This window comes from Mycoplana sp. BE70 (assembly GCF_031455855.1).
Lineage (GTDB): Bacteria > Pseudomonadota > Alphaproteobacteria > Rhizobiales > Rhizobiaceae > Mycoplana.
On sequence record NZ_JAVDTM010000014.1, the window covers coordinates 30,042 to 57,019 of the forward strand.

26 protein-coding genes are annotated in these 26,978 nt (G+C 63.2%); 21 read left to right on the forward strand and 5 right to left on the reverse strand.

Going from position 1 to position 26,978, the window contains the following annotated elements:
• Positions 1–65: 65 nt before the first annotated feature.
• On the reverse strand, positions 66–845 hold the full coding sequence (locus tag J2Y48_RS21755) for a FadR/GntR family transcriptional regulator (protein ID WP_310422457.1): 780 nt from the start codon (positions 843–845) through the stop codon (positions 66–68).
• Complete coding sequence (locus J2Y48_RS21760) at positions 803–2,230, reverse strand: FAD-binding oxidoreductase (RefSeq protein WP_310422459.1); 1,428 nt, start codon at positions 2,228–2,230, stop codon at positions 803–805. The genes J2Y48_RS21755 and J2Y48_RS21760 overlap by 43 nt, the downstream gene beginning before the upstream one ends.
• Positions 2,231–2,372: 142 nt before the next feature.
• Between J2Y48_RS21760 and J2Y48_RS21765 the strand changes: the two genes are divergently transcribed.
• From J2Y48_RS21765 to J2Y48_RS21800, 8 genes are read left to right on the forward strand one after another with little or no spacing between them, the layout of a single operon-like run.
• Complete coding sequence (locus J2Y48_RS21765; RefSeq protein WP_310422462.1) at positions 2,373–4,244, forward strand: thiamine pyrophosphate-dependent enzyme; 1,872 nt, start codon at positions 2,373–2,375, stop codon at positions 4,242–4,244.
• Between the two features lie 42 nt (positions 4,245–4,286).
• Positions 4,287–5,627 (forward strand): aspartate aminotransferase family protein, encoded by a 1,341-nt coding sequence (locus J2Y48_RS21770; protein ID WP_310422465.1) that lies wholly within the window; start codon positions 4,287–4,289, stop codon positions 5,625–5,627.
• Complete coding sequence (locus J2Y48_RS21775; protein WP_310422468.1) at positions 5,627–6,532, forward strand: TIM barrel protein; 906 nt, start codon at positions 5,627–5,629, stop codon at positions 6,530–6,532. The genes J2Y48_RS21770 and J2Y48_RS21775 overlap by 1 nt, the downstream gene beginning before the upstream one ends.
• Positions 6,529–7,539 (forward strand): Gfo/Idh/MocA family oxidoreductase, encoded by a 1,011-nt coding sequence (locus J2Y48_RS21780; RefSeq protein WP_310422472.1) that lies wholly within the window; start codon positions 6,529–6,531, stop codon positions 7,537–7,539. The genes J2Y48_RS21775 and J2Y48_RS21780 overlap by 4 nt, the downstream gene beginning before the upstream one ends.
• A 29-nt stretch (positions 7,540–7,568) precedes the next feature.
• On the forward strand, positions 7,569–8,606 hold the full coding sequence (locus J2Y48_RS21785; RefSeq protein WP_310422475.1) for a sugar ABC transporter substrate-binding protein: 1,038 nt from the start codon (positions 7,569–7,571) through the stop codon (positions 8,604–8,606).
• A gap of 21 nt (positions 8,607–8,627) precedes the next feature.
• Positions 8,628–10,163, forward strand: coding sequence for a sugar ABC transporter ATP-binding protein (locus J2Y48_RS21790; RefSeq protein WP_310422478.1), 1,536 nt, complete (start codon positions 8,628–8,630; stop codon positions 10,161–10,163).
• An 11-nt stretch (positions 10,164–10,174) separates the two neighbouring features.
• On the forward strand, positions 10,175–11,149 hold the full coding sequence (locus J2Y48_RS21795) for an ABC transporter permease (RefSeq protein WP_310422481.1): 975 nt from the start codon (positions 10,175–10,177) through the stop codon (positions 11,147–11,149).
• Positions 11,146–11,532: a nuclear transport factor 2 family protein gene (locus tag J2Y48_RS21800; RefSeq protein ID WP_310422484.1), complete on the forward strand. Its 387-nt coding sequence runs from the start codon at positions 11,146–11,148 to the stop codon at positions 11,530–11,532. The genes J2Y48_RS21795 and J2Y48_RS21800 overlap by 4 nt, the downstream gene beginning before the upstream one ends.
• A 299-nt stretch (positions 11,533–11,831) precedes the next feature.
• On the opposite strand, the gene J2Y48_RS21805 is transcribed toward J2Y48_RS21800, so the two are convergent.
• From J2Y48_RS21805 to J2Y48_RS21815, 3 genes are read right to left on the reverse strand one after another with little or no spacing between them, the layout of a single operon-like run.
• The gene (locus J2Y48_RS21805) at positions 11,832–13,175 is read right to left on the reverse strand and encodes a TonB family protein (RefSeq protein ID WP_310422486.1); all 1,344 of its coding nucleotides are present in this window, start codon (positions 13,173–13,175) and stop codon (positions 11,832–11,834) included.
• A gap of 18 nt (positions 13,176–13,193) precedes the next feature.
• Positions 13,194–13,631 (reverse strand): hypothetical protein, encoded by a 438-nt coding sequence (locus J2Y48_RS21810; protein WP_310422489.1) that lies wholly within the window; start codon positions 13,629–13,631, stop codon positions 13,194–13,196.
• Positions 13,632–13,637: 6 nt separating this feature from the next.
• On the reverse strand, positions 13,638–15,872 hold the full coding sequence (locus J2Y48_RS21815; protein ID WP_310422492.1) for a TonB-dependent hemoglobin/transferrin/lactoferrin family receptor: 2,235 nt from the start codon (positions 15,870–15,872) through the stop codon (positions 13,638–13,640).
• A 205-nt stretch (positions 15,873–16,077) separates the two neighbouring features.
• Here J2Y48_RS21815 and hemP point away from each other — a divergent pair, with 205 nt between their 5' ends.
• The 13 genes from hemP (at position 16,078) to J2Y48_RS21880 (ending at position 26,937) form a co-directional block, all read left to right on the forward strand.
• Entirely contained in the window at positions 16,078–16,287 is a 210-nt protein-coding gene (gene hemP / locus J2Y48_RS21820) for a hemin uptake protein HemP (RefSeq protein WP_310422495.1), read from the forward strand.
• A 9-nt stretch (positions 16,288–16,296) separates the two neighbouring features.
• Positions 16,297–17,358 (forward strand): ChuX/HutX family heme-like substrate-binding protein, encoded by a 1,062-nt coding sequence (locus J2Y48_RS21825; protein ID WP_310422498.1) that lies wholly within the window; start codon positions 16,297–16,299, stop codon positions 17,356–17,358.
• A gap of 10 nt (positions 17,359–17,368) precedes the next feature.
• Positions 17,369–18,253 carry an ABC transporter substrate-binding protein gene (locus tag J2Y48_RS21830; RefSeq protein WP_310422501.1) on the forward strand — a complete coding sequence of 295 codons (885 nt, stop codon included), beginning with the start codon at positions 17,369–17,371 and terminating at the stop codon, positions 18,251–18,253.
• 13 nt (positions 18,254–18,266) lie between these two features.
• The gene (locus J2Y48_RS21835) at positions 18,267–19,361 is read left to right on the forward strand and encodes an iron ABC transporter permease (protein WP_310422504.1); all 1,095 of its coding nucleotides are present in this window, start codon (positions 18,267–18,269) and stop codon (positions 19,359–19,361) included.
• A gap of 10 nt (positions 19,362–19,371) precedes the next feature.
• Complete coding sequence (locus tag J2Y48_RS21840) at positions 19,372–20,166, forward strand: heme ABC transporter ATP-binding protein (RefSeq protein WP_310422508.1); 795 nt, start codon at positions 19,372–19,374, stop codon at positions 20,164–20,166.
• Positions 20,167–20,243: 77 nt separating this feature from the next.
• Positions 20,244–20,378, forward strand: a complete 135-nt coding sequence (locus tag J2Y48_RS21845) for a hypothetical protein (protein WP_310422511.1) — start codon at positions 20,244–20,246, stop codon at positions 20,376–20,378.
• Positions 20,379–20,480: 102 nt separating this feature from the next.
• Positions 20,481–21,440: a 3'-5' exonuclease gene (locus J2Y48_RS21850; RefSeq protein ID WP_310422514.1), complete on the forward strand. Its 960-nt coding sequence runs from the start codon at positions 20,481–20,483 to the stop codon at positions 21,438–21,440.
• 377 nt (positions 21,441–21,817) lie between these two features.
• Entirely contained in the window at positions 21,818–22,771 is a 954-nt protein-coding gene (locus J2Y48_RS21855; RefSeq protein WP_310422516.1) for a flavin reductase family protein, read from the forward strand.
• A 23-nt stretch (positions 22,772–22,794) separates the two neighbouring features.
• Positions 22,795–24,306 carry an aldehyde dehydrogenase gene (locus J2Y48_RS21860; protein ID WP_310422518.1) on the forward strand — a complete coding sequence of 504 codons (1,512 nt, stop codon included), beginning with the start codon at positions 22,795–22,797 and terminating at the stop codon, positions 24,304–24,306.
• 49 nt (positions 24,307–24,355) lie between these two features.
• The gene (locus J2Y48_RS21865) at positions 24,356–25,432 is read left to right on the forward strand and encodes an LLM class flavin-dependent oxidoreductase (protein WP_310422522.1); all 1,077 of its coding nucleotides are present in this window, start codon (positions 24,356–24,358) and stop codon (positions 25,430–25,432) included.
• A complete protein-coding gene (locus tag J2Y48_RS21870; protein WP_310422525.1) occupies positions 25,429–26,241 on the forward strand; it encodes an alpha/beta fold hydrolase in 813 nt (270 codons plus the stop codon). Before J2Y48_RS21865 ends, J2Y48_RS21870 begins: the two co-directional genes overlap by 4 nt.
• Positions 26,234–26,626, forward strand: coding sequence for a carboxymuconolactone decarboxylase family protein (locus J2Y48_RS21875; protein WP_310422528.1), 393 nt, complete (start codon positions 26,234–26,236; stop codon positions 26,624–26,626). Before J2Y48_RS21870 ends, J2Y48_RS21875 begins: the two co-directional genes overlap by 8 nt.
• Positions 26,623–26,937 carry an NIPSNAP family protein gene (locus tag J2Y48_RS21880; protein WP_310422532.1) on the forward strand — a complete coding sequence of 105 codons (315 nt, stop codon included), beginning with the start codon at positions 26,623–26,625 and terminating at the stop codon, positions 26,935–26,937. Before J2Y48_RS21875 ends, J2Y48_RS21880 begins: the two co-directional genes overlap by 4 nt.
• Positions 26,938–26,978 lie beyond the last annotated feature (41 nt).

Here is a 26,978-nt window from a genome sequence, read left to right on the forward strand (position 1 = left end):
TCGCACCGTACTGGAAGCGCGGTCGCAACTGCGCTTCCAGTCCCGCGGAAGCGGGCGCAAAGCTGCTAGCCGTGCTTCTGATGAAGGTTCAATCGCTCCTGCGCGTTGACCAGGTGATGGCGAGCGGCGCGTCTTGCTTCCTCCGCGTCGCCAGCGGCAATCGCCTCGAATATCCTGACGTGCTCATCGAGTACCTTTTCCGCCAACCCGGAATGGCGCGCTGAGTTGCCGCGTGCGACCTTGATCGCCTCCCCCAACATCGCAGCGAGGAATTCCTGGAACCGCAGAATGGCCGAGTTTTTTGACAATTGCGCGATTAAGCGATGGAACGTGATGTCGGCATCGACGCCACCGTCGAAATTCTTGGCGGATGCGAGAGCCTTCAACGCCCTTTCCAGCAATGTGAGATCCGTTTTCGTGCGCCGTACCGCCGCCAGCGCGGCCGCTTCGCTTTCCACCCCGATGCGCAGTTCGTAGATTTCACGGATCGATGTCTTCTGTTCGCTGTCTTCCACACCGAGCCGAAACGAGCGGGCGACCTCGGTTGGATCTGCGACGTAGATGCCGGATCCCTGCTTGGCGAGCACCAGCCCATCGGTCTGCAGGCGCGATATCGCCTCTCGGATGACCGTTCGGCTGACGTTGAAACTTTCAGTAAGCTCCTTTTCGGTGGGCAGGCGCGAGCCCGGAGCGCTGCGGCCAGACTCAATGTCATTGCGCAGCGACTCAATAACCTGGTCGGATAGGCGTACCGGGCGAACGATCGGCCGCGCTCGAATCTTCACAGCCGCAGCGCGTCTGCTTAACGTGCGAGGCTTAGCACTTTTCCTGGGTTCATCATCCATGTGGGATCAATTGCATCCTTGATGGTTCGCATTAGTTCCAGCTCGACAGGCGCGCGATACTTCTCAAGCGATTCTACCCGTAGCTGGCCGATTCCATGCTCCGCGCTGAATGTGCCGCCGGCTTCTATGGCAGCTTGTTCGACATAGGCCGTAACACGCTTCCCTTGAGAGTAGAAACTAGAAAGCGAAGTGCCGGCGGGCGGTGCAATATTTACGTGAAGATTCCCGTCGCCGAGATGGCCGAAAACATTGAGCTTGCATGATGGGAGAATGCCATGCAGCCATTGCGAAATTTTGTCAATTACATCAGGAATTCCTGAAATGGGTACGGCGATGTCATGCTTGATTGCGCCGCCGGCAGCCCTCTCGGCTTCGGAAATTCCCTCCCTCAGCTTCCAGAGCGCCAGGCGCTGCACTTCGCTCTGGGCAACAACCATGTCGGCAATCGTTCCTGTTTCCAGCAGTTCGGCCAGAACGGGCTCTAGGCGGCCAAAGAAATCCGTAGAACTGTCGAGCGATGTGACCTCAAGCAGAACATAGGCTGGATGCCTTTCCCGAAATGGCGCCGTGCTATCGGGCAAGTGATCTAGCACCATTTCAAGTCCACCGGCGGTGAAATACTCGCAGGACGTCAAGTCGGCACCGCAGAGGTTTTGTATTTTGGTGAATGCCTTCAATGCTTGCCCGGCCGAATCGATTGCCGCAAGCATCGTCAAAGCGCTCTTCGGACGCGGCAGCAGGCGGACGGTCGCGGCGGTTATGATCCCGAACATGCCTTCCGAGCCGATGAAGAGCTGCTTTAGATCCAGACCGGTATTGTCCTTGCGCAGACCGCGAAGTCCGTTCCAAATTTGACCGTCGGGCAGGACAACCTCAAGACCCAGCACTTGTTGGCGCATGGAGCCATAGGACAAAACCTGTATTCCGCCGGCATTCGTGGCGATCGTTCCGCCGATGTGACAGGAGCCCTCCGAGGCAAGGCTCAACGGAAACAGCCGGTCGATGGCCGCCGCAGCTTCCTGTGCGACTTGTAGAATCACGCCACCGTCGATCTCCATCGTGTTGTTGATCGGATCGATGCTGCGGATCTTATTCATTCTTTGCGTGCTGACAATAACCTGCGGTACCGCGCCGACTGGCACGGCGCCTGCCACCAGGCCGGTACGTCCTCCCTGCGGAACGATGGCTATCCCAAACTCACGGCAGAGCTTCACCATGGCAGCGACTTCGGCCGTGGATGCGGGCAGAAGAACCGCTACCGCGGGGCGGTCGACGAGGCCGCGCCAATCAGCTTCGTAAGGCCGTCGCTCCTGCCCCTCGATGACGTAGGTCGCAGACGGGAACGTCTGAACGAGCACATCAATAAATTTTTCAGTCCGATCCATCGTAGGCGCTTCCATCTGAAATACCTGCATTTTCGTTATGCAAGTTGTATGATGAATTACATATTATGATCTTGACAAGATTAGAAGAGCATAACTAGGATCGAGCATCAAATAATTTTTCTACCCGGGGGTGCATGACATTATGAGCAAGGGAATCAGGTTGACGGCAGGGCAGGCGGTTGCCCGTTTTCTTGCGGCTCAGTGGACGGAGCGCGACGGTATCGAGCGACCACTGATCGGTGGGGCTTGCGGAATTTTCGGGCACGGCAATCTTTCCGGCCTCGGGCAGGGCTTTGCAGAGTGCGGTGGCAGCATTCCCTTCTATCAGCCGTTCCACGAGCAGAGCATGCTGCACACCGCGATCGCCTATGCCCGTGTTCAGCGTCGTCTTTCGACGTACGCCTGCACCGCCTCGATCGGTCCTGGTACGGCGAACATGTACACCGGCGCGGCAAGCGCTACGGTTCAGCGCGTGCCGGTGCTGGTTCTGGCATCGGATCACTATGCGAACCGCCGCCAGGGCATCGTCCTCCAGCAGCTCGAAAGCCCGCAATATGATCTGTCGGTTGCGGATGGTCTGCGCGCGGTCAGCGTATTCTTTGATAAGATCACTCGTCCGGAACAGCTCATTCCGTCGCTGATGGAGGCTGCGCGCGTATTGACCTCGCCCTCGGAGGCCGGCGCCGTGACGCTTTCTATCTGTCAGGATGTGCAGGGCGAGGCCGGCTATTTCCCGGAAGAGCTGTTTGAAAAGCGGGTCTGGCATGTCGAGCGCCGCCCGGCGGAGGCAGGTCAGGTCGCTCGCGTCGCCGAGCTTCTCAAAGCTTCGCGCAAGCCGCTGATCATCAGTGGCGGCGGCGTCTACTACTCCGAAGCCGAACGTGAGTTGCAGGCCTTCGCCGAGCAATTCGGTATCCCTGTGGTCGAGACCGTTGCCGGTCGCAGCACCATGCGTGGCGAATCCGACTTCGCACTGGGGGCCGTTGGCATAGCCGGCAATCTCGCCGCCAATGAACTTGCGACCAAGGCTGACCTGGTGCTCGCAATCGGAACGCGCCTCACCGACGTCGTGACCTGCTCGCAGACGTTGTTCCAGAACCCCGACGTCAAGTTCGCGAGCATCAACATCACCGGCCGAGACACCACCAAGCTCGGTGCGGAACCGATCGTTGCGGATGCTCGCCAGGGACTGTCGGCGCTCGCGCGTGCCGCGACCGAGGCAGGGGTCGGCCAGCAGGCGGAATGGCGCGGCGAAATGAGAAAGGCCATCGAAAGCTGGACGTCGCTTGCCGCACCCACCCTCGTAGCCAAGCCGAAGGAGGTCATGAGCCAGGCGCAGGCGCTCGCGATCGTCAACCGTGCCGTGCGGCCTGATTCCTATGTCATCGGTGCAGCAGGAAGTTTGCCGGGCGATGTCGCCAAGCTGTGGGATACCCGGGACAACAAACGAATCCATCTCGAATTCGGCTTTTCCTGCATGACCTACGAGATTCCGGCCGGCATCGGCCTCGTTCTCGGCGGCGAGAAGAACGTGTACGTCGTAATTGGTGACGGCACCTATCTGATGAATCCCAGCGATCTTCTGGTGGCTGCGCGTGAGCGTCTCAAGCTGACGGTGTGCGTCTTCGTCAACCACGGCTACCAGATCATCCGCGACCTCCAGGTCCTGACGACCGGGTCGAGCTTCTCGACCGAGTTTCGCGGGCGGGACAACGCCGGAAAGCTCAACGGCGCATACCTCGACATCGATATCGCGAAGAACGCTGCCAGCCTCGGCGCGCGCGTCCACAGCGCAGCGACACCGGAGGATCTGGAGGCGGCCCTTGCTGCCGCCGATGCGGATCCCGGGCTCAACGTGGTCGTGATCGAAGTCGATCCCCACAAGATGTCAGTCGGCACCAAGCACAGCTTCTGGGATATCGCCCCGCCGGAAGTGGCCCAGGATGCCACGGCCCGCGAGCTTAGAAGCAAGTACGAAGGTCGTCGCGACGAATTGCAGCGGCACTACCTCTGACATCCATTCCCCTAATCATCGAAGATTTGAACGAGAACATCCATGTCTGAAGTTACCGACAACCCCGTCACCAAATCGCCGACCGTTTCATCGGTCATCAAGCCAATGGGCCACTACGACCTGCGTATCGTTCGCGGTCAAGGCGTGCGCTTCTGGGATGAGGAGGGGACAGAGTATCTCGATGCGGTGTCCGGGGAATGGGTGGTGAACCTTGGCTATCGCCACCCGAAGGTCATCGAGGCGATCAAGTCCCAGTTGGACCAGATCGAGTATGTGACGCCGGTCTTTGAAAACGAACAACGCTCGAAGCTTGCCGCGAAGGTGCTTTCGCACGCGCCGAAGAACATGCGCAGCGTACTCTTTGCGCTGAGCGGCGCTGATGCCGTGGAGGGCGCCATGCATCTCGCGATGCGCGCCACCGGTGGATCCGAATTCGTTTCGCTCTACAGCGCGTTCCACGGAACAACCTTCAGCACGCTGGCGCTGAGCTACTCCTATCCGAAGATGCTGGAGGGATCCAAGGAGGGGCTGGACCGCTACCTTACGCGGCAGATCCGGGTCCCCAACTACAACTGCTACCGCTGCCCCTTCGGCCTCAAGCCCGGCTCTTGCGACCTGTTGTGCGCGCGGTTTATGGAAACGGCGATCAAGCACCAGCCGGATGCCAAGGTGGCCGGCGTGATCATTGAGCTGTTCCAGTCGAACGGCGGCATGATCCCCATGCCGGAAGGCTACATCGAAACGGTGCGTGAGATCTGCACGCGCAACGGCGTGGCGCTGATTGCCGATGAAGTGCAGACGGCATTCTGCCGTTGCGGCGACGTGTTCGCCTCCAATGTCCTCGGCGTCGAACCTGACCTCATCATCATGGGCAAGGCCTTCGGAGCCGGGCTGCCGCTGTCGGGCGTGGTTGCCGGTGAAGGCTTCACTTCGCTGCGTGGCTGGGAGGCCGGTTTCACGCTGATGGCAACGCCCGCCGTCTGCGCCGGCAGCATCGCGATGCTGGAAGTCATGGAAGACGAAGAACTCGGTCGCAACTCGGCCGAAATCGGAGCCCATTTCATGGACCGCCTCAACCAGATGAAAGATTGCTATTCGATTATCGGTGACGTTCGCGGCCTGGGTCTGATGATCGGCGTCGAACTCGTTCTCGATCGCGAGTCCAAGGAGCCGGCCGACGAACTGACGGGCTTCGTCTGGAAGCATGCGCTCGATGTCGAGCGGCTGCTGATCGGCAAGAGCGGTCCGGTCTTTGGCGATTTCGGGAACGTCCTCAAGCTCAAGCCAGCGGTCAACACCACGCGCGACGAAGCCGATGAAATGCTTGACCGCTTCGAGCGCTGCATCGCCGCTGCGCAGGTCCGTTTGGAGACCATGCACTAATGGGCGCGCAAGGCAGTGATTTCAGGCGTTGGGGCTTTCTTGCCTGCCTAGACTATGAGAGCTGGCCGGCGGAGAAGGTGGCCGAAACCCTGGCCGAACAGGGGTACGGTGCCGTCGAGTGGACGCTGGCGCATTTTGATCCGCGTCGGATGAGCGATGACGACCTTGCGGGCGTCATTTCCATGAGCCGTGGGAAGGGGCTCGAGGTGTCCGAGATTGCTGTTCAACAGGATCTCGTGTGCCTGGATGCAGATGAGCTGAAGGCGCGCATCGATCTGACGGTACGCACCGCGACGGCCGCGGCCGCATCAGGCGTCAAGCTCATCAACGTCCTGACCGGGCCGAACCGCTGGGAAGCGGGGCATGTGGATGTCGGTTCCGCCCTCAGTGAGGGGAGGGCATGGAGCATCATGCTCGACGCCTACGAGCGGATGCTCGATGGTGTTGCCGCTGCAGGCGCCCAGGCGGCACTCGAACCCTGCTGGGGCACGCTGGCACATGACTTCCACAGCACCGGCGTGTTGTTGCGCCGGTTTGCGAACCATCCCGCATTCGCCATCAATTTCGACCCGAGCCATTTCGCGCTGGCACGTGACGACATGGGCTGGATCATCGGCGAACTGGCGCCTTTCATCCGCCATGTCCACATCAAGGATGTCGCCGGGATGCCTGGGCGCGAGGGACGGGAGTTCATCTTCCCGCTCATCGGCGAGGGGCGGGTCGACTGGAGCGAGATGTTCGACGCCCTCGACAGGGCCGGATATCGCGGTTTCATGTCCGTCGAGTTCGAAGCCTATCAGTACTACCGCACAATCTTGAAGGGCGACCCGAAACGCGCGTCCGAACTCAGCATGCAGCAGTTGCGTGCCATCGAAGAATTCATGCCGGAAGGTCTGCGTAAATGACGAGGGAATTGAAAGTTGGCGTCATCGGTCTCGGCGAGGTCGGCCGCCACCAGGTAAATGGTGTACTGGCGGCGAGCGGCGCAAAGCTGTTCGCAGTAGCGGATTTCAATGCCGAACTCGTCAAGGCCACTGTCGAACAGACGGATGCGCGCGGCTACGGCACGGCCGAAGAGCTGATCGCCGATCCCGATGTGGAGGCGGTTGTCGTCTGCGTGCCGCATAAGTTCCATGCCGGCCTTTGCCTGAAGGCGCTCGAGGCAGGCAAGCATGTGTTCGTCGAAAAGCCAGCCACGGTTACGGCGGCCGAATGCGACATCCTCATCGCGGCAGCCGACAAGGCGGGGAAGCTCTTCGGAGCGAGCCACAACCAGCTCTTCTATCCACCGCATCGTTGGCTTCGCGATGAGATTGCCGCTGGTCGCCTTTCCCGACCAACGATCCTCAGGCTTCGACTGTCCATCGGTGGCAAGCTTGGCGGCTGGCGGGCGGACCCGGACCTGACAGGCGGCGGCATACTGTTCGATGCGGGTTTCCACCGCCTCTACGTCGCCCGCTCGATCATGGGGGAGGTCAGCGCGGTCAGCGCTTCGCTCGACACCGACAACCCGCGCGGGGTCGGCGAAGACGTGGGCATCGTCACGCTCGAGTTCCGCGATGGTGGTCGTGCGGTCATCGAAGCCGGTTATCACGCGCCGAAGGGCGTTTTTGACGATCAGATCGAGGCGGTCACCCGCGACGCGCTCATCCGTGTTCCGGGGCTGGAAGCACATTTCGAGAAGTTCAGCGACGAGCCGCACCTGCTGAAATGGTCAGAGGGTGGGTGGCATAGCATCGAGATTGCCAAAGCGGAGTGGCCGGACACCGTGGGCATTGCGGTCGCCAACTTCATCGATGCCGTCAACGGCAAGTCTTCACTCGCTGTCGACGGGCGTGAGGCTCGCCGGATCGTTGAAATCGCCGAGGCAATTTACCGCTCAGCAGTCGAAGGGCGCCGCATCGAACTTTAACTCCAAGCCAAAAATGAAAAGGGGATCACATGAAAGTATTGAAGCTTACCGCAGCCTTGGTGATCGGCACCCTGGCCGCTTTTACGGCTGAAGCCGCTGATCGTCCGAAGATCGGCATGCCAATGACGACGCTGAACGATGCGTTCTGGGTGGACTACGTCAACTTTGCCAAGAGCGCAGCGGAGGCCTACGGCTACGAGCTTGTGGTGACCGACGCCCAGTCCCGCGAAGACAAGCAGCTTTCCGACATCGAGACACTCATCAACGCGGGCGTGAAAGGCGTCATCCTGACGCCGCTGAGCGAGCCGCTCGGCATCCAAGCCATCGATCTGCTCGACAAGGCCGGGGTTCCGGTCGTTGTGACAGATACCTATCCCGGTGTCGAAGTGGGTGCCAAGCCGAACTACCTCTCCTTCATCAAGCTCGACGACGAAACAGCCGGCTACAATGTCGCCAAGCACCTGATCGAAAAGGATGGCGTCAAGAATCTCGTGTCGATCGGCGGCGTGCCGGGGATCTCGACCTCCGAAGCGCGTAACGACGGCATGAAAAAGGCAGTCGCCGAACACACCGACGTCAAGCTTCTCGACGTGCAGTATACCGACTGGACGCTCGCCAAGGGTCAGACCGTGATGGAGGATTTCCTCACCCGTTTTGACAACATCGATGGTGTCTGGGGCGCCGGGTCCGATCCGCTGCTGGGTGCAATCGTTTCGATCGAGAACGCGGGGCGGTCGGGGACAATGAAGCTCGCCGGCATAGACATTACCGCGGCCGCGCTTGATGCCCTCGACGAGGGCAAGCTCTCGATGCTGGCCGGTGGCCATTGGGTGATGGGCGGTTACGGCGTCACGATCATTCATGACCACCTGAACGGCCATCCCACAGACAAGCCCGTCTACGAGATGAGCCTCTACTACCTCACCAAGGACGGCATTGGCGACTACCGCTCCAAAATCATCGAGCCGCTTGCCGAAGGCAAGGCCTTGGTCGACTGGGCTTCTATCAGCAAGACCACGAATCCATCCGTCAATCATGCGGATGTTTTCAAGGTCATCACTCCCTGACAGATATGGAATTGCCAACACATGTTAGTCGACACAGCGACATCAAGCAGGGTCGATGGCGGCTTCTCCCCTCTGCAGCCAGTTCTTCTGGCTGCAGAGGGTTTGCGGAAGAGCTATGGTCCCGTCCAGGCGGTCAAGGAACTCAACCTATATCTTCGTGCCGGTGAAGCACTTGCGCTTTGCGGCGAAAACGGCGCGGGCAAGTCGACGATATTCAAGATTTTGGCAGGTGAAGTCGTGCCGGACGCCGGCAGGATGACTGTTGCCGGCGGCGAATACCGGCCGGTATCGGCTTCCTCCGCCGTCGCAAGCGGCGTGTCGATGGTACATCAGGAGTTCAATATCCTGCCGCACGTTTCCGTGGCCGAGAACGTGTTTCTCGGGCGCATGCAGGAATTCAGCCGGTTCGGCAAGATCGACTGGACCCGGCTTTACAGCGCCGCCGAAACACTGCTCAAGCGGCTCGGGATCAACGCCGATCCCCGTTCGGAGATGCGCCGGCTATCTCCGTCGACCCAGAAGATGATCGAGCTGGCACGCGCGCTGTCCACCAATCCAAGGGTACTCCTGCTTGACGAGATCACCGCATCGCTCGACCATGACGATGCCGAAACTCTGCATCGCCTGATGGATGAGCTGCGCGCCCAGGGCGTCGGCATCATCTATGTCTCTCACCGCTTGCAGGAGATCTTTCGCAGCTGCACCACCGTCGAAGTCATGAAGGATGGGGCCTACGTTACGACCCGTCCGGCCGCCGAACTCGACGAGGATCAACTATCGGCACTCATGGTCGGCCGTGATCTCGCCGATTGGAAGCGCCCGGAACGGGTCGTACCGACATCGCCGATGCTCGAGGTGAGGGGGCTCTGCGGGCCGGGCTTCAACGATGTTTCGTTGTCCGTGCGCAAAGGCCAGATCGTGGCACTTGCGGGCCTTGCTGGTTCCGGCGCCGATGAAATTATCGAGGCATTGTTCGGCGCACGGGCGGTGACATCAGGCGAAATCCTTCTCGAAGGAAAGGCATTTTCAGGCGCTTCCATAGCCGACGCCATTGCCGCTGGCATCGCGATGGTGCCGAAGGAACGTGCCGTCGAAGGCCTGATCGATACCCAGTCGATCCGCTTCAATATCGCGCTTGCGTGTCTGCCCAAAAATGCCCGCGGACCGTTTGTCGACGGTGGCTGCGAGGCCGAGCAGGCCAAACTTGGCATGGACATGTTCCGCATCAAGGCGCGCAGTTCGGCCGACCTGGTTCGTTCGCTCAGTGGCGGCAACAAACAAAAGGTGCTGCTGGCCAAGTGGTTCCTGACCGATCCCCGGCTCATGCTGCTCAACAACCCGACCCGCGGCGTCGATATCGGGGTCAAGTTCGAGATTTACGATCTGATGCTGAAGCTGAGCGGCGAGAAGAACCTCGCCATCCTGATGGCATCCGAAGACATGGCCGAAGTCATCCGCCTGAGCGATACCGTGGTGACCATCCGCCACGGGCGCGTTTCGGGCGTGTTCGAAGGCGACGCCATCACCGAAACCAATCTGATTAATGCGATGCTTTGAAGGACGGCGCCATGAGCCAAAATACCACCACATCCGGAGCCACGCCCGCGGCACTGTCCATTGAGAGCCTGCGGACCTATTTCCCCCTGCTGGTTCTTGTCATCGTCTGCATCGGGTTTGCCATATTCTCGGACCAGTTCTTCTCGATTCGTAACCTCGAAACGGTCTTGCGCCAGACGGCGGTGCTTTCGATCGCGGCGATGGGCGCCACATTCGTCATTCTCATGGCGTCGATCGATCTTTCCGTCGGCGCCGTAGTCGGTCTCTCGGCCGTCATCGTCGCCTATTTCATGCAAAGCATCGGCATTGTCGCTGTCCCGTCCGGGCTACTGGTCGGTGCGGTGCTGGGTACTGTGGTCGGCACGGTCTATGCAAAGCTTAAAGTCCCTTCGTTCATCGCGACACTCGGCCTCATGGTTGCCGGTCACGGGCTCATGCTGCACATCACGCAGGGTCGGCCGATCATGATCCGCGACGAAACGATGCGATGGATCGGATCCGGCACGATCGCGGGCATCCCGGCGATCGTGCTCATTGCACTCGTTGCCTTCGCCATCGCCTACTTTGTCCAGCATCACACCGTTCTCGGCCGCAGCATCGTCGCTGTTGGTGGCGGCGAGGTTGTCGCCCAGCGTTCCGGAATCAAGGTCGAGCGGATCAAGATCACCACATTTGCTCTTGCCGGTCTGTACTCCGGCCTCGGGGGCATCGTCCTGGCCTCACGAATGGGAGCCGGTAGTCCAACGGCGGGCTCGGGGCTCGAACTGGATGTCATCGCGGCAGTCGTGATTGGCGGCACGCCACTCACTGGCGGGATGGGAGGTGTGGCCGGAACGATGATCGGTGCCCTGATTATCGCGATCCTGTCCAATGGTCTCAACCTCGCAGGCGTCTCTTCCTATTCGCAGTTGATCATCAAGGGTCTTGTATTGATCGCGGCGGTGATCATTTCGATTGATCGCAAGAAGATCGGCATCATCAAATGACCAGTTTTCCGACCGACGCGCTTGTTTGTGAAGAGGCGCTCAAAGCGGCCGAGGACTACGTCCTCGGCGTCGCGACGCAGGACCGCGAGCGACTAACCACCCTCTTCGCCGAGACTGCCCATATTGTCGGGGTCGATGAAGGCAAGGCGATCAGCATACCGCGTGACCGCTGGATCAACGCGATGTGCGCCCCCGAGCGGGCTGGTCAGGGCTCCAGGAAATATCAGGTCGTGGCCGTCCATTTGGCAGGGGATGTAGGAGTGATCATCGTTCACACGTCCAATGGCCGCTTCGACTACTGCGACGTGCTGGCGCTGCTGAAATATGATGGAACGACAAGGATCACTCAAAAGAGCTTCCACCAATGCGAGCGGCAGGCCTGACCGGCCGTTGCGGCTGATTGAACCACACCCTTCACTACTTCAAACCTGTCGTCATGGTCGTGCCAACATATCGCGACGCTTGCGACGCGCAGGTCGCTGCTGGGGGATATCTGCGCGACCTGGGGCGAAACGCGGCGCGCGGTGAATTTTCGCTCGGGCGGGAATCCGCCGGAAGCGCCAGCCTTCCCAAGCGATGCGGCCCCGTTGCCGGTCGCGACGGCAACAGCAGCGAATACGGCGGCCTCATGCCGAACCATACTTCGGGCCGCGTCAGACCTTGCATCCCCACCGCAGCCGGTTCAGCGGGCAATGCCCAGTGGCAGGGTGAAGGCCCAGCTCGACCTTCCGGCCTGCGGCGGGATCGGCGGGAAGGGGGCCGCCCGCCGCACCACGGCAAGGGCAGCCTCGTCCAGTTCCGGCGAGCCGGAACCGCGGATGATGCTGATACCGCCGACGCCCCCGTTGGCATCGACGACGAACGACACCCGCACGTCGTTGCGTGCCTTGGCCCGCGCCAGGCTCGAAATACCACGCACCGCACGCCGCAGCCGGGCGGCCACCTTGCCGGGATAGTTGGAGACCGCGGCGTTGCCGGCGGCCGATGCTGCCCCGCCTTTCGATGCGCTGACGGTCGTGCCGGCGGCCTCGCCCTGGGCGGCGCCGCGCCGCGCGTCGGCCTCGCTGTTGCCGCCGGAACCGGCTTTTGGCCTTTGCGAAGTTGCCTTCGCCCCCGCCGTTTCGGCTTTTCTGTCGGGCTTTTTGGCGGGTTTCTTGCGGGACTGTTCCGCCTTTGCCACCGTCTTTTTCTCGACCGGTATCGGCCTGTCCGCTTCAGCCACGACGCGCTCGCTAGTCGCAGCCTCCTTGGTCTCCACGTTTTCATCCGGCCCTGCTGTGCCGGGCGACTTCGGCTGCTCCGCGACCTGCCTGGCAGGTTCGGGTGCCGCGGTCTTGTCCTCATCAGGCTGGAGCGTGGTCAGGATTTCGGGGGCGGGATTGGCAACGGCCGCAGACGGCGTCGCGGCGGGCTCGGTCGTTGCCTGCTCGACCACTGGCGTGGACTGTTCCGGCTCGGCCGCGACCACTTCCGCGGTCGGCGCGAGCGGCGTTTCCGCGGTCGTCGCTTCCGCCACCTCCGTCTCGACCGGCTCCGCCGCCTCCGCCACCGGCACCGCAGCGGCGGCGACCGTCTGGACCGGCTTGGGCTCCAGCATGGTCACCAGCGTAACCTGGGCGGCCGGCAATTCTGAGGGCGTGCCCGCCGCGCTCTGGTCCTCCGGGGCGTTTCCGAGCAGCATCACGCCGGACTCCTCGGCGCCCGCGATCATCACCGCCTCGTGGTTCTCCGCCAGCAGGAAGGCGGCGGTGGCAAGATGCAGCAGGCAGGAGGCGGCCATTGCCGCCTTCCACTTGCGCCGGCGCACCGTCGGCCGGGTGGCGTCGAGCGGCTCGCCCGGAGCGACGCGAAGCTCGGCGTTCGCCGGCGCCAGCCGCGTGCGTTCGGGCAAGTCGCCGCTGCTCCATGGCCGCGTCGCGGCGCGAATGAGAATGCCGGCATCGTCCGGTTCCGCTGGCATGGCGCGGAACCTGTCCAGCGACCAGGCCGGGCCTTGTGTGGAAAAGGCGGGGTCCAGAGATGCCATGATGCCCCGTGCCCCCGCTCAGACGCCGAAAGAGATGCCGGTCTTGCTGCTGGTCTTAAGCTTGCGCATGCAGGCCGAAGGCTCCACGCCGGAACCGGTGCATTCGGTCGCGCTGTTGACCAGCACGCGGCTGGTCTTGCCGCAATCCGCGCCGGCAAGGTCGAAGCGCACGACCTTGGTCTTGCCCGCCGGCAGGTCCTTGAAGTCGAGCACGGTCAGCCGGTCGACCACGCTGGTCTCGTTGAACAGGGCGATCTCGAATGCCGCCTTGGACAGGTCGGCGCCGAGGTCGTTCTTCACCACGAAGGTGAGGCGGCAGCCCTTGTCGGAAGGCTGCGCGCCGTTGAGTTCGAGGATCAGGGCGGAGGCGTCGTTTGTCGACGCCTCCTGTGCGGTTGCACCCCCGGGAATTGCTGTCGCCACGGCTGCCGTAAGAAGAAGGGTTGCCGTCCTCATGCTGCATCAGCCTCCAAATCGCATGGTCGCCGCCAGCTTCACGGTCATGCCCGGCTCGAAGACCGTGGTCGTGGCCGTGGCGTTCAGCGGATTGACGTAATTGACGTCGAAGAGGTTATCGATGCGGAAGTCGAGCTTCAGGTTGTCGCTGGCCTGGTAGCTGGCGAAGGTGTTGACGAGCGTGAAGTCCTCGGCGATCGGGTTGCCCTTCGGCTTGCCGTTGTACTGCACCTCGCCGCCGACCGTCAGCCGGTCGTCGAGGAACCGGAAGCCGAGCTGGGCCGTGACCTGCGAGGAGGGAATGGTCGCCAGGTCCGCGCGCACGCCAGCAAAGGAGACGGTGTAGCCCTCGATGAGCGAGGCCGACAGGCCGGCAAAGCCCCAGCCGGCATCGTAGACGCTCTCGAATTCGAAGCCGCGGATCTTCGCATTGGCGAAGTTCTGGTACTGGAAGCAGGCGGGGACGTAAAAGCCGCCGGGCACGAAGACCGGTGGCAGGCCCGGCAGGAACGGGCATCCCGGCTGGCCGGCGCTGAGCGTGGCGCCGTCGATGTAGTCGTCGACGTCGTTGTTGAAGTAGGCGGCCTTGAGGCGCAGCGCATCGTCGTCCGCAATTACGCCGTCGGCCTTGTAGTTGACGCCGAATTCCCAGGTCTTGCCCGTTTCCGGCCGCAGAGCCGGATTGGGCAGGAAGGGGAACACCACGCCCGCCGGATGCAGGCCGCTGATCAGCGTCTCGCTCAGCGAGGGCGAGCGATAGCCTTCCGCATAGGTGCTGTAGAACTGCAGCCCTTCCAGGGCGGGGCCTTGGAACGGCGAGACGCCGAGGCTGATGCGCGGCGACAGCCGGTCGCCCGAGGTATTGGTGTCGTCGCCCCTAAGGCTGTAGCTGTCGTAGCGCAGCCCGGCGATGACCTCCAGCCACTCCCAGGAGAGCTTGTCCTGGATGTAGGCTCCAGAAACACGACGCTTGCCCGACGGCGTGTAGAAGTTGTCGCCGCCCGCCGCGCCGGTGGTGTCGACGTCGTCGCTCACCCAGTCGCCGCCATAGGTCAGCTCGTGCGCGACCTGGCCGGTGTCGAAGCGCGACGTGTTCCAGATGTCGAATCCGCTGGTGCCGACGTCGTAATTGGCTTTCGTACCGATCGGCAGCACCACCGGAAGCCCGGTCGCCGGATCGAAGCGGCCGCCGACCGGCACGAGGCTGGTCTGCTCGAGCCTGGTGCCGTTGAACGATCCGTTGATGTGCAGGTCGAGCCAGCTGCGGTCGTCGTCGGTGATGTTGTAGCGGGCGGTGAAGGTGTTCTGCTCCAGATTGATGTCGTAAGCCGGGCTGCCGCCGCTGAACTGGTTCCACTGGTCGTTGGCGCCGACCCAGCCGAGCTTCAGTTCGCTGTTGTCGGTCGGCAGGATGGTGGTCTTGAGCAGGCCGCCCAGCACCTCGAAGCCGCTGCCATCGACCCGGTTGCCGTCGCCATCCTTGTACGCGCCGTAGTCGCGGTAGACGATGTTGCCCAGCGCATCGACGCTGTCGTTGAAGCGGTAGGCGCCGGTGGCGCTGGTGGTCCAGCCGTGGCCGTTGCTCTCGTAGCCCTGGGTCAGTGAACCGGCCCAGGTCTCGTCAGGCTTGAGGAAGTCGGCTGCGTCCTTGGTCTCGAAGAAGACGACACCGCCGATGGCGCCGGAGCCGTAGGTGTTGGCGACCGGGCCGCGGATCACGTCCACCGACTTCACCAACTCGGGATCGAGGTAGAACGACGACTGGGTGCCATGGCCGGAGCGCTGGAAATCCTGACGAGCGCCGTCGACGATCACGGCTACACGGCCGAAATCCTGCAGGCCGCGGATATTGGCGGAGGAGGCCGCCCGCTGGGAATCGGCCTGGATCGTCACGCCCGGAACGCCGAACAGCATCTCGTTCGGGGTGGCTGCCATGCGCCGGTCGAGCTGCTCCTGGTCGACGTGGCTGGAGGACGAAAGGCTCTCGATCGCCGTTTCGCCGGTGCGGCTGGCCAGCATCATCTTGTCGAGCAGCGTGGCGCCGGATTCCGTCTTGCGCGCTTCGGCCTGCCCGACCTGTTCGTCTTGTTGCTCGCCGGGCTGTACCGCCTGCTGCGCGTGCGCCGATGCCGCTATCAATGCGGTCGCCGCCACGCCTGCCAGTAGCGCGGCCAGCCCGCTCGCCGCCCTACGGCTCTCCGGCCCGGATGCACCGGCCCGTCCCCAATTCGCCAACCCCATTGCAGTCCAACTCCAAAATCGTCGTTGCATGCTGGCTGGCCATGGCTTGCTCGCATTCTTGATTAAATCCGGTAACTTAAATCTTGACTCAGTTAGTCCGGTATTGCAGTGACTAGTAAACATGATTATTGAAGTCAACAAATGATTTGGATTTTCGCGGGCACCTTTCCACAGCCCGCTTCATCCACGCAGGAGCCCGATCCGAATGGACACGCACGATCCAGACGATTCCCGCCCCCGGGATAGTCGCTTCGAAACACACGCGCCGATGCGCGCCGAACGCATCCCGCTTTCGGTCAGGACCCTGTCGTCGGACACCCTTTTCCAGGGCGAGCATGAGATCGGCATCGAGCACCATGGCGCCCTCTACCGGCTCAAGATCACCCGACAGGGCAAGCTCATTCTCAACAAGTAAGGTGTAGACATGGACCAGCGCGCAAAACCGGCCCCCGACGCAATCAGGCGGGCACGGACAGAAAATCCGAAGATGCGCGAGCGCGATCTCGCAACCCAGCTCGGCATCACCGAGGCAGAGCTGCTTGCAGCTCATTGCGGCGACGGCGTCGTCCGCCTGGAAGCGCGCGCCAACGACCTGCTGACCGGCCTGGAAGCCGTCGGCGAAGTCATGGCGCTGACCCGCAACGACAGTGCCGTGCATGAGAAGATCGGCATCTACGACAAGGTGGTCACCGGCGAGCATGCCGCGCTGGCGCTTGGCGAGAACATCGACCTGCGCATCTTTCCAAAGATATGGCAGCACGGCTTTGCGGTGGAGAAGCGCGACGGCGACGACATCCGGCGCAGCCTGCAGTTCTTCGATGTGGCGGGCGATGCCGTGCACAAGGTGCATCTGCGCCCGTCTTCCGATCTCTCCGCCTACCAGACGCTGGTTGCCAGCCTGCAATCCGTTGACCAGTTACCGGCGATCGCCGTGGAGCCGCCGCCGGCCGACATCGACGCCGAGGTCGCCGACACGCCGACCGATGCCACGGCGCTGCGCGAGGGCTGGAGCAAGCTCACCGACGTGCACCAGTTCTTCGGCATGCTGCGCAAGATGAAGCTCGGCCGCCGGCAAGCGGTGCGCATGGTCGGGGCTGAGTATGCCTCGCAGCTCGAAGCCGGCGTTGCCTCGATGATGTTCGAGCAGGTCGTGGCGGCCGAATTGCCGATCATGTGCTTCGTCGGCAACCGCGGTTGCATCCAGATCCATTCCGGTCCGGTCAGGAACGTCAAGCCGATGGGGCCGTGGCTTAACGTGATGGATGAGACCTTCCACCTGCACTTGCGCACCGACCACATCGCCGAAACATGGCTGGTGCGCAAGCCGACCAAGGATGGCCACGTGACATCGCTCGAACTCTATGACGCGAGCGGGCGGATGATCATCCAGTTCTTCGGTCAGCGCCATGAAGGCGAGGGCGAGCGGGCGGACTGGCGTGCCCTGGCCGAGAGCCTGCCGCGCCTTGCCGCGCCGGTTGCGGCATAGGAGATTTGCGATGAAAACTCTGCATGGGCTGGCGCTGGCGGGCGCCCTCGGCATTTCCGCCCTCGCGGCGGGCGGCGCCCGGGCCGCCGATGATGCGCCGCGGTTCGCCGACACCGCGCGCATCGCTGCGATCGGCGGCTCCGTCACCGAGATCGTCTTCGCGCTGGGCGAGGAGAGCCATCTCGTCGCCCGGGATGCGACCAGCCTCTATCCGGAGGCGGCGCTCAAGCTGCCCGATCTCGGGTACATGCGCCAGCTTTCGCCCGAAGGCGTGCTTTCGGTGAACCCGACCGGCATCCTGGCCCTGCAGGGCAGCGGCCCGCCGCGGGCCATCGAAGTGCTGAAGACGGCGAGCGTGCCCTACGTCGAGGTGCCCGAGACCTTCGACCATGAAGGCATCCTCACGCGCATCCGCGTCGTCGGCAAGGCGCTCGGCGTCGAGGCCAAGGCCGAGACGCTCGCAGCCGAGGTGGACGCCAAGCTGAAGGCCGCCGAAAGCCGCACCGCCGACATCAAGGAGCGCAAGCGGGTGCTGTTCGTGCTGTCGCTGGCCGGCGGCAAGGTGCTGGCGTCAGGGGCCGGCACGGCCGCGGACGGCATGATCCGGCTGGCCGGCGGCGTCAATGCCGTCGAGGGCTACGACGGCTACAAGCAGCTTTCCGATGAGGCGATCGTCACTACCCGGCCGGACCTGGTGCTGGTGGTCGATCATGCCGGGCCCGGCATCGCCGATGCCGACCTTTACGCCCATCCCGCCATCGCCCAGACGCCGGCCGGCGCCGCCCGCAGGCTGGTGCGCATGGACGGCAGCTATCTGCTGGGCTTCGGCCCGCGCACGGCCGATGCCGTCAACGACCTGGCCGCCGCGCTCTACGGCGACCAAGTCAATCGTTGAGCGCGCGGGCAAGATGGCAAACCCGTCCCTCGCCGGCCCGGCCGGCATGATCACACGCCCGGCCGGCGACCGTTCCGGCCGCGCCCTTCTGGCGCTTACAGCACTGGCAGCAGGGCTCGTCGTGGTCGCACTTTTCAGCCTCACGTCCGGCGCCTCCGATGCTTCACCGCTCGGCGTGCTGCGGCACTGGCTCGCGGGCGCGCCCACGGATGCGCTGAGCGGCCGCGACCGCCTCATCATCCACGACATCCGCCTGCCGCGCGTCATCATGGGTATGCTGGTCGGCGCGGCGCTGGCCGTCTCGGGCGCGGTCATGCAGGGCCTGTTCCGCAACCCGCTGGCCGACCCCGGCCTTGTCGGTGTCTCCGCCGGCGCCGGGCTCGGCGCGGTGTCGGTGATCGTGCTCGGCACCACGTCGCTCGCCCCGCTCACGGCCCTGCTCGGTCCGGCGGCGCTGCCGCTGGCCGCCTTCTGCGGCGGCCTTGCCGCCACCTTGATCCTCTACCGCGTCGCCACCCGCCAGGGGCGCACCTCGGTTGCCACCATGCTGCTGGCCGGCATTGCGCTGGCCGCACTCGCCATGGCGCTGACCGGGCTGCTGGTGTTTATCGCCGATGACCGGCAGTTGCGCGACCTGACCTTCTGGCAACTCGGCTCGCTGGCCGGCGCCACCTGGCAGAAGCTGGCGGCGGCCGCCGCCGTCATCCTGCCGGCGCTGGCGGCCATGCCCTTCCTGGCCCGCGGCCTCAACGCCCTGGCACTGGGCGAGGCGACCGCCGCCCATCTCGGCGTGCCGGTGCAGCGGCTGAAGTATGCCGCCATCGTCACCGTCTCCGCCGCCGTTGGGGCGGCCGTGGCGGTCAGCGGCGGCATCGGCTTCGTCGGCATCGTCGTGCCGCATGTGCTGCGCCTCGCCATCGGCCCGGACAACCGCTACCTGCTGCCCGGTTCGGCGCTCTTGGGCGCTGCCCTGTTGCTGCTCGCCGATGCGTTCTCGCGCACGGTGGTGGCGCCGGCCGAACTGCCGATCGGCATCGTCACGGCGGCGATCGGCGGGCCGTTCTTCCTGTGGATCCTGCTGCGCCGGCGCGGCATCATCGACCTATGAGGAGCCCGCGATGATCGAGCTGCATGATGTATCGGTGGCGATCGGCGCCAGGCGCATCGTTTGCGGCGTCAATCTGCAAGCGCGGCCGGGCGAGGTGGCGGCCATCGTCGGGCCGAACGGGTCGGGCAAGTCGACGCTGCTGAAGGCGCTCTCGGGCGACCTTGCCTGTGGCGGCCGTATTGCCATCAACGGCGGCGACGTGGCGTCCATGAAACCGGCCGAAGCCGCAAGCCTTCGGGCCGTGCTGCCGCAGGCCGCGACGCTCGCCTTTCCGTTCACAGTGCACGAGGTGGTCAGACTCGGGCTCGCCAGCGGCCGGTCCGGCGCGCCTGCCAGTGAGGCGGGGCGGCTGCCGGAACAGGCGCTGGCCCGGGTCGACCTCGCCGGCTATGCCGGCCGCTTCTACCAGGAACTGTCCGGCGGCGAGCAGCAGCGCGTGCAGCTTGCCCGCGTGCTGTGCCAGGTCTGGGCGCCGATGCTGGACGGCCGGCCGCGCTACCTGCTGCTGGACGAGCCGGTCTCCAGCCTCGACATCCGCCACCAGCTGATGGTGATGGACGTGGCGAGCGACTTCGCGGCCAGCGGCGGCGGCGTCGTCGCCATCCTGCACGACCTGAACCTTGCCGCCATGTATGCCGACCGCATCCACGTCATGCACGACGGCCGGCTGGCCGCCGCGGGCACGCCCGCCGAGGTGCTGAACGACGGGCTGATCGAGACGGTCTTCGGTTGCCGTCTCAAGGTGGGCGCCGTGCCGGCCAGCGGCACGCCCTTCGTGCTGCCGCAATCGATCGCATTGCGCTGACACAGCGGAGGGCAGGGTGGGCAGATCCATAGGGATCGGCTTCGGGAGCCTGACCAGCGTCCTGGCTGGACGCGATGATGGAATACTTCGAGGGCAACCGCGATCTGTTCGATGCCGGTGTCTACGCCTTGCCGGGCGTCTCCTTGATGCGGCTCGACGGCACCTATCTGGAAAGCGGCGCCCGGCGAGTTTTCGCATCGGGCCGATGCTGATGGCCTTGCTGCGGTTGAACTGAAAGCCGGTGCAGAGTACGGGCTGATCGGCGGCAGTTTGCTTGGTTGGCACTCGGGGTAGGCGAGGAGAGAATGACGGGAATGACGGCTCAGTTTGACATGTTTGCGGATGATGCGCCGATCGTGGTCAGGCGAACAGGTCCGGATGGACGCGCGACGCCGCCCATGAACGAGGACGACATGGTCCGGCATCTGCAGGCTACGGGCCGCTATCGGATCCTGTCAAAGCTCCAGCCTCGACCGGTTGTCCGGTTGCCAGATTCGGCCTTTCCGTTGCGCGGCGTCATCATCGACACCGAGACGACCGGTCTCAGTTCGCGCAAGGACGAGATCATCGAGATCGGCGCTGTTGCCTTCAGCTTCGATGAGACCGGCACGATCGGTGCGGTGACCGCCGTCTACGGCGGACTGCGGCAACCGAGCGGCCCCATCCCCGCTGACATCACCCGGCTCACCGGCATTACCGACGCGATGGTCGCGGGACAAATGATCGACCTCGATCGGCTGGAGGCGCTGATAAAGCCGGCCGACCTGATCATTGCCCATAATGCCGGCTTCGATCGGCCGTTCTGCGAGGCGCTGTCACCGGTCTTTACCGACAAGCCCTGGGCCTGCTCGGTGTCGGAGGTGGATTGGCGGGCGCGTGGCTTTGAGGGAACGAAGCTTGGCTATCTGGTCGGCCAGGCCGGCTATTTTCATGACGGGCATCGGGCTGTCGACGATTGCTTTGCGCTTCTGGAAGTCCTCGATGGCAATGGCGAATGCCACGCCGGATCTGCGTTCGCCGAGCTGTACGAACGAAGTCAGCGTTCGCGTGTCCGGATCTTTGCGGAAAATTCTCCCTTCGACCTCAAGGATCATCTGAAGGGGAGGGGGTATCGCTGGTCCGACGGCAGCGACGGTCGCCCCAAGGCCTGGTGGACCGAGGTTTCCGACGCTGATCTCGACGACGAGCTTTGCTGGCTGCGAACCGAAATCTACCGCTACGATGCCAGCCCGCCGATGAAGCGGCTGACGGCGTTCGATCGCTTCAAGGGCTGAGACCGACGGAAGGTGAGGCCTCCAGCGAGCGCGCGTCGCAAGTTGGTACGCGAGAGGCGTCTGCTGCCGAGTTTTTGGCGATCCGCAACGTCAGCGAAACGCTCACGGATTGATGATGGTCATGTCGGGTTCCGCGAAATCGGCGACATTGCAGGTCGCCAGCGCGCAGACCGCAGGCGGTGGTTCGATTACGCGAAAACCCGAAAAGCAAGCGCGCCAGAGTGAAAGTGGAACCATCGATCCCGCCAAACATCGGAGGAGGGTTTCTAGAAATTGATAAAAGATAAGTAATCGTATCCTCGTTTCCGAGGAAGATGGCCCAGAATTCTTCGATATCGTTGCTGCCACAGATATCCGGGAATTGGGAAGCACGGGAAATGGACCCGCACAACAGAGCCATTGATCCAATCGAACTGCGGCGGGCCTTCGGCACATTCGTCACCGGCGTGACGATAGTCACGACGCGTGACGAAGACGGCAATCCGCGGGGGATGACGGCAAATTCGTTTACCTCGGTGTCACTCGATCCACCGCTGCTCCTGGTTTGCATCGGCAAGTCCGCGTCGAGCTTTCCGGTTTTCGTGGCGACGGATTCCTTCGCCGTCAACCTGCTTCACGAGGATCAGGTCGAGGTTTCCGCGATCTTCGCCTCCAAATCCCCCGATAAGTTCAATGCTGTCAATGTCGACAGCGTGCACACCGGCGCACCGGTCCTGACGGACAGCCTGACCTGGTTCGACTGTACGGTTCATGACCGGGTGGATGCCGGCGACCATATCATCCTCATCGGGCATGTCCGGGCGTTCGGCACCAGTCCGGCAACGCCGCTCGGCTTTTGCCGGGGACGCTATGTCAGCGTCAATGATCCCCTACCAACCGATTGGTCGGCCTCGCAGAGCATGGTCGTCGGCTATCTGATCGAGGGCGCCGACAGCATCCTGTTGCGATGCGACGGCAAGGGGGATTTGTCGCTGCCCACCGCAAAGACGCGCCGGGCAGACAGCGAGGTTGTGCTGGCGAGCGGCCAGGCCGTGTCCGTCGAGCCTGAAAGGACCTTCCTCTATTCGGTGTTCGACGTGGCCGACAGCGCCCCTGGCTACCTCATCTACCGGGCCTCGCTTGCCGCCGATGCGGCGCGGGACCTGCCGGAGAGTCTCCAGTTCTTCGCCATCGACGACCTGCCCTACGAGCGGGTGCCGAGCCGCGAAATGAAGGCGGTGCTCAGGCGGTATGTGCGCGAGCGCAAGGGGCAGCGTTTCGGGATCTACATGGACAGCCGCAATGGCGGCCGCGTCGCAATGATCGAAAGCGAAGGCCTTTACGGCGCCTGATTTGAAATATTCGCGAGGATAGCATGAAAACGACTGTAACGACGCTCGAGGGTTCCCGTCAGAAACTGCTGATCGCCGGTCGACCGGTCGAGCCGAAGAGCGGCAACTACCTGAAGAGCTTTGACCCGACGACCGGGGAACCCTGGTACGAATTCGCCGATGCGGGCGCGGAGGACGTGGACGCGGCCGTGGTGGCGGCAAGGCAGGCATTCGTCGATCCGGCGTGGCGTCGCATGACCCAGACCAACCGGGGCAAGCTGGTTCGCAGACTTGCCGAACTCATGCTGGAGCATGCCGACCAGCTTGCGGAAATCGAGACGCGCGACAACGGCAAGCTCATCAAGGAGATGCGTGCGCAGATGCGCGCCCTGCCGGACTCGTACACCTACTTCGCCGGCATGGCCGACAAGCTCCAAGGCGATACCATCCCCGTCAACAAGCTCGACATGATCAATTTCACCATGCGGGAGCCGATCGGCGTCGTCGGCATGATCACGCCGTGGAACTCGCCCTTGATGCTGCTGACGGGTACGCTGGCGCCTTGCCTGGCGATCGGCAATACCGTCGTCATCAAGCCGTCGGAGCATGCAACGGCCTCGACGCTGGCGCTGATGGAGCTGATCGAGGCCGCCGGCTTCCCGCCGGGTGTCGTCAATGTCGTGACCGGAGCAGGACGCACGGCGGGCGATGCGCTCGCCAATCATCCCGGCCTGGCAAAGATCGTCTTCACCGGCAGCACCCAGACCGGGCGCACGATCGCCCAAAATGCAGCCGGCAATCTCATCCCCTGCCAGATGGAACTGGGCGGCAAGTCGCCACATGTCGTCTTCGGCGACGTCGATATCGAGCGCACGGTCAACGGGGTTGTCGCCGGCGTTTTCGCAGCGGCCGGGCAGACCTGCGTCGCCGGCTCCCGCTGCTTTGTCGAAGCCAGCATCTATGACCGGTTCGTCGAAGCGCTGATCGAGCGCACCGGCAGGATCACCGTCGGCCATCCGATGCTGGAAACGTCCGACATCGGCCCACTCGCCCTTCTCGATCAGGTGACGAAGGTCGAGGCCTATGTGGCGTCCGGCGTTCGGGAGGGGGCTAGGGTCGCCGCCGGCGGCAAGCGGCCGCAACGCGAGGATCTGGCGAAGGGCTGGTACTACGAGCCGACGGTCATGCTCGATGCGCGCAACGACATGGGCTTCATGCGCGACGAGCTCTTCGGCCCGGTCGTCGGCGTGATGCCGTTTTCCAGCGAGGCTGAGATGATCGCGCTGGCCAACGACACGCGCTACGGACTGGCATCCGGCATCTGGACCAAGGACATCGACCGGGCGATGCGCTTTACGACGCAGGTCGATGCCGGAACCGTCTGGATCAATACTTATCGCTCTGCAGCCTACATGTCGTCGATGGGCGGTTTCAAGGAGAGCGGCTACGGCCGGCGTGGCGGGTTCGACGTGATGCGTGAATTCTCGCGCGTCAAGAATGTCGTGCTCGACTACTCCGGCGCCATGCAGGACCCCTTCGTCATCCGTCTGCGATGACCACCCATTCCCGTCATTTTTGAAAGTCACAACCCCGAAAGGGAACACCATGAAGTTCGCACTTTCCCTCCATCTGGAACGCTCGTCCCCGGACACGCCGATGACCGAGGTCAACCGGAACATGCTGGAACTGGCACAGATCGCCGACCGCGGCGGTTTCGAGACGCTGTGGACGGCAGAACACCACACCATCGAGTTCACGATCGCTCCCAATCCATTTTTGGTGCTGACATGGCTGGCCCAGCACACCGACCGCATCCGGCTCGGCACGGCGACGGTCGTGGCGCCCTATTGGAGCCCGATTCGACTGGCCGGAGAGGCCGCGCTCTGTGATCACCTCACCGGCGGCCGACTGGAGTTCGGCATTGCCCGCGGCGCCTACCAGTACGAATTCGACCGCATGGCCGGCGGCATACCGCAGCAGCAGGGCGTCGCCTACATGAAGGAAATCGTGCCCGCGGTGAAGAATCTGTGGGAAGGCGACTATGCCCATGACGGCGAAATCTGGAAGTTTCCGACGGCGACCTCCGTTCCGAAGCCATTGCAGAAGCCGCATCCGCGTATCTGGGTCGCGGCGCGCGATCCGGGCAGCTTCGACTGGGCGGTCGGGATGGGCGCAAGCATCATGTCCACGCCGCTTTCCCAGCCCATGGCGGAGGTCGCGAACCTTGCCTCGAAGTTCAACAAGGCCGTCGCCGACCACCCGGAGGTCCCGCGGCCGCTGTTCATGATGCAACGCCGCGCCGGCGTGTTCGACAAGGCCAGCGACTGGGAGAAATTCGTCAGATACAGCATGGATTATGGTCGCTATTTCGAGAACCTCTTCCAGAATATCGGTACCGTGACGAACGGATTCCCCGAGGCGGTCTCCTACGAAGCGGTGGCGGGCCGCGAAAACTACAATCCGGAGAACATCCGCGCCAACATGCTGTTCGGAACGCCGGACGAAGTGATCGAAAAGCTGGAAGCCTACGAGGCGGCAGGCGTCGACCAGCTCTGCCTCGGCTTGAACTATAACCTGCCGTTCGACCTGCAGAAGCGCACGCTCGAACTTTTCGCGGAAGAGATCATCCCGGTCTTCGCCAAGCGGGAGCACGCCGGCAAGGCGCTTGAGGCCGCGCAATGAACCGTGATCGCCTGTTCACGGTTGGCGATGTTACCCTCACCTACCGCCTGACGGGTAGCGGGCCGGAGCCGCTCGTCTGCGTCCACGGGGTGGGCGCGTCGCTGGAGGCCTGGGAGGGCATCGCCAAGCGGCTCGATCGCGATTACACGATACTGACCTTCGACCTTCGGGGGCACGGCAAGTCCTCCAAGATTAACGGCCGCTACGAGATCGACGATTTCGTCGGCGATACGCTTGCGCTGGTGGAGGAGGTGGGCTTCGATACATTCCACCTGGCCGGTTTCTCGCTCGGCGGGCTGATTGCCCAGCGTATCGCCCTCACGCATCTCCATCGCCTGCGCCGCCTCGTTCTCCTGTCCACCGTGGCGGGACGAACGGATGAGGAGCGCCAGCGCGTGCTTTCCCGGCTGGAGGCCCTGCGCAGCGGCGAGCGCGGATCCCATTACGACGCCTCCGTGTCGCGCTGGTTTTCCGAAACTTTCCAGGCGGAAAATCCAGGCCTCATGGCGGAACTTCGACGCAGGAACGCCGAGAACGATCCGGATTGCTATGCGTCCGCCTATCGCGTCCTTGCGGAAACGGACTTCGGCGGGTTGCTCGACCGGATCCGCTGCCCGACGCTGATTGCGACGGGCGAGGACGATATCGGCTCCAATCCACGCATGGCGCGCTTCATGCATGAGAACATCCCCGGCTCCAAGCTGAAAATCCTGCCGGGCCTTCGCCATTCGATCCTGCAAGAGGCGCCCGACCAGGTCGCCAAGATGATCGACGATTTTCTGGCGCAGAAGGAGAAAGCGGATGGATAGAGATCTTCAGCAGGCCGGCGAGAGGATTCGCCGCCGCGTGCTCGGCAATGATTATGTCGATCGGGCGATAAGCAATGCCGACGCGTTCGGTGCACCGTTCCAGGCGATGCTCAATGAATATTGCTGGGGCGCCTGCTGGTCGGACGAGGCGCTGGATCTCAAGCAGCGCAGCCTTCTCAATCTGGGGATGCTGGCTGCGCTCGGTCGCATGCACGAATTCGCCATTCATTTTCGCGGTGCGATCCGCAACGGTCTGAGCGAAGCCGAGTTGCAGGCGGCGCTGGTGCAGATCGCCGTTTATTGCGGCGTTCCGGCAGGTGTCGAAGCGTTCCGCGTTGCGAAGCAGGTCCGCGACGAGATGGCACAAGGCGAGGACAAGCCATGATTGTCGAGGAGCGTATCTATCGGATCCGTTCGGGCCGGCTGAAAGAGTATCTGGCGTTGGTGCGCGAGGAAGGGCTGGCGATCCAGCAGCCCATTCTCGGCAACCTGATCGCCTATTTCGTCAGCGAGATCGGGCCTCTGAACCATGTGGTGCACATGTGGGGCTACGAGGACTTTGCCGATCGCACGCGGCGACGGCAGGAACTGGCCGAGGATTCGCGATGGCAGGCTTTCACGCCGCGGCTGTCGGCCTGTATCGAGACGATGGAAAACCGGATTCTCCTGCCAACCGACTTTTCGCCGTTGAAATAGGCGAGACGGACCGCGGGAATGTGAACATGAACGTGAGGGCG

Coding starts and splice junctions, on each gene's coding strand:
- J2Y48_RS21755 (WP_310422457.1), bottom strand. CDS start 845: ATGGATGATGAACCCAGGAAAAGTGCTAAGCCTCGCACGTTAAGCAGA.
- J2Y48_RS21840 (WP_310422508.1), top strand. CDS start 19,372: ATGATCGAGCTGCATGATGTATCGGTGGCGATCGGCGCCAGGCGCATC.
- hemP (WP_310422495.1), top strand. CDS start 16,078: ATGGACACGCACGATCCAGACGATTCCCGCCCCCGGGATAGTCGCTTC.
- J2Y48_RS21860 (WP_310422518.1), top strand. CDS start 22,795: ATGAAAACGACTGTAACGACGCTCGAGGGTTCCCGTCAGAAACTGCTG.
- J2Y48_RS21880 (WP_310422532.1), top strand. CDS start 26,623: ATGATTGTCGAGGAGCGTATCTATCGGATCCGTTCGGGCCGGCTGAAA.
- J2Y48_RS21850 (WP_310422514.1), top strand. CDS start 20,481: ATGACGGCTCAGTTTGACATGTTTGCGGATGATGCGCCGATCGTGGTC.
- J2Y48_RS21845 (WP_310422511.1), top strand. CDS start 20,244: ATGGAATACTTCGAGGGCAACCGCGATCTGTTCGATGCCGGTGTCTAC.
- J2Y48_RS21800 (WP_310422484.1), top strand. CDS start 11,146: ATGACCAGTTTTCCGACCGACGCGCTTGTTTGTGAAGAGGCGCTCAAA.
- J2Y48_RS21785 (WP_310422475.1), top strand. CDS start 7,569: ATGAAAGTATTGAAGCTTACCGCAGCCTTGGTGATCGGCACCCTGGCC.
- J2Y48_RS21760 (WP_310422459.1), bottom strand. CDS start 2,230: ATGGATCGGACTGAAAAATTTATTGATGTGCTCGTTCAGACGTTCCCG.
- J2Y48_RS21775 (WP_310422468.1), top strand. CDS start 5,627: ATGGGCGCGCAAGGCAGTGATTTCAGGCGTTGGGGCTTTCTTGCCTGC.
- J2Y48_RS21780 (WP_310422472.1), top strand. CDS start 6,529: ATGACGAGGGAATTGAAAGTTGGCGTCATCGGTCTCGGCGAGGTCGGC.
- J2Y48_RS21805 (WP_310422486.1), bottom strand. CDS start 13,175: ATGGCATCTCTGGACCCCGCCTTTTCCACACAAGGCCCGGCCTGGTCG.
- J2Y48_RS21790 (WP_310422478.1), top strand. CDS start 8,628: ATGTTAGTCGACACAGCGACATCAAGCAGGGTCGATGGCGGCTTCTCC.
- J2Y48_RS21830 (WP_310422501.1), top strand. CDS start 17,369: ATGAAAACTCTGCATGGGCTGGCGCTGGCGGGCGCCCTCGGCATTTCC.
- J2Y48_RS21825 (WP_310422498.1), top strand. CDS start 16,297: ATGGACCAGCGCGCAAAACCGGCCCCCGACGCAATCAGGCGGGCACGG.
- J2Y48_RS21870 (WP_310422525.1), top strand. CDS start 25,429: ATGAACCGTGATCGCCTGTTCACGGTTGGCGATGTTACCCTCACCTAC.
- J2Y48_RS21770 (WP_310422465.1), top strand. CDS start 4,287: ATGTCTGAAGTTACCGACAACCCCGTCACCAAATCGCCGACCGTTTCA.
- J2Y48_RS21815 (WP_310422492.1), bottom strand. CDS start 15,872: ATGGGGTTGGCGAATTGGGGACGGGCCGGTGCATCCGGGCCGGAGAGC.
- J2Y48_RS21835 (WP_310422504.1), top strand. CDS start 18,267: ATGGCAAACCCGTCCCTCGCCGGCCCGGCCGGCATGATCACACGCCCG.
- J2Y48_RS21865 (WP_310422522.1), top strand. CDS start 24,356: ATGAAGTTCGCACTTTCCCTCCATCTGGAACGCTCGTCCCCGGACACG.
- J2Y48_RS21875 (WP_310422528.1), top strand. CDS start 26,234: ATGGATAGAGATCTTCAGCAGGCCGGCGAGAGGATTCGCCGCCGCGTG.
- J2Y48_RS21795 (WP_310422481.1), top strand. CDS start 10,175: ATGAGCCAAAATACCACCACATCCGGAGCCACGCCCGCGGCACTGTCC.
- J2Y48_RS21765 (WP_310422462.1), top strand. CDS start 2,373: ATGAGCAAGGGAATCAGGTTGACGGCAGGGCAGGCGGTTGCCCGTTTT.
- J2Y48_RS21855 (WP_310422516.1), top strand. CDS start 21,818: ATGGACCCGCACAACAGAGCCATTGATCCAATCGAACTGCGGCGGGCC.
- J2Y48_RS21810 (WP_310422489.1), bottom strand. CDS start 13,631: ATGAGGACGGCAACCCTTCTTCTTACGGCAGCCGTGGCGACAGCAATT.